General features: G+C 51.9%; 2 protein-coding genes. Both read right to left on the bottom strand.

Annotated elements, in window-relative coordinates:
- The coding region (aepY, locus tag F6K53_RS43045; protein WP_293086790.1) for a phosphonopyruvate decarboxylase at positions 1 to 1,013 on the bottom strand (1,013 nt) is incomplete at its 3' end.
- The coding region (locus F6K53_RS43040) for a hypothetical protein (protein ID WP_293086787.1) at positions 1,014 to 1,314 on the bottom strand (301 nt) is incomplete at its 5' end.

Below are 1,314 nucleotides of genomic sequence, written 5' to 3'. Positions count from 1 at the left end.
GTCAAAGCTTTCACGTCTTCAGGGGTTGTGGCTACAGCAACTTGTTTGTAACCACAGGCTTTTGCGATCGCACCAAAATCAATGGAGGCCGACACGGTGGACTGTCCCCCTGTGGATTCATGGCGCTGATTGTCTAGGAGAATATGCCGCAAGTTGGGCGGACGTTCATAGCCAACGGTGGCTAAGGCTCCTAGGCGCATCAAAGCAGCACCATCTCCATCGACCACAATCACTCGACGGTGGGGCTGAGCCAGCGCTATACCCAGGCCGAGACTGGAGATACATCCCATGGAACCAACCATGTAAAGTTGATTGGCTTGGTCCTCAATAGCATACAATTCCCGACCGGTGTAGCCCGTAGTGGCCAACAGAATGTCTTCAGTCCCAGTTGCAGCTTGGATGGCTTGCAGCATGTCACGACGGGTGAAGGAGGGCTCCTGTGGAAGGGGGAGAGCTTCAGCAGGGCTGCTCAACAGGGGCTTGACGGTTAATTGAGAGCTTAAGGGGCAAGATTCCACGGAACCCTTTTGCATTATTAGGGCATAGGGGGTCTGATGCTGCTGCATATGGGCAACCGCCCGGTCTAGAGTAGGCTCAACCTGGTCTATTTCCGTGGGAAAAGGTTCCCATGGCACCTGGATTAGATCTAGCAATTGGGGAGTAATGGCTCCCATCAGCTGGTGCTGGGGTTCATCCGGTGCCCCACCGGGTTGTCCTCGCCAGGTCACAATCACCAAGATGGGAATTTTAAAGGTTTGATTCACAGAGGTGAGGGGATTGACAGCGTTACCAAACCCCGAATTCTGAAACATCACCACACTGGGCACTCCAGCCAATTCGGCACCGGATGCGATCGCCACGGCATCTCCTTCATTGGTAGCCCCCACATAGCGGAGATGATCAGAGTCAATGACGGTGTTAATAAAAGATTTGAGGTAAGAGCAAGGCACCCCTGTGTATAACCCAAACCCTTTTTCCTGAGCCGCTCGGATAAAGTATTCGGATTTGATCATTTAGAAACTTCCAGCCTTGAACAGATCTTCGACTTGATCGATATCGAGCCAATGCCCTTTGATATAAAGCACATGTACCCGATGGCCATGGCTGATCAACCGATTAATCAGAGTCGGCATTCGTCCCTGTTGCCGCACCTGCTCGGACTGGAGCAAAGTATTAAGGGTATCCCGTAATTTCTGCTGCCCCTGTTGGGACACTTTCAGCAATCCGGTCCATATGCCGCAGATTTCGCCCTCGGGCAGTTGATCGCTGATTTGCTGTAGATAAACATGTTGATAAAATGCTTGGGTCGAGTCA

Origin of the sequence: Moorena sp. SIO4A1, assembly GCF_010672065.1 — a bacterium.
Classification (GTDB): domain Bacteria; phylum Cyanobacteriota; class Cyanobacteriia; order Cyanobacteriales; family Coleofasciculaceae; genus Moorena.
Note: the sequence above shows the minus strand (reverse complement) of the source record. Positions and strands in the feature narration are given on the sequence as shown.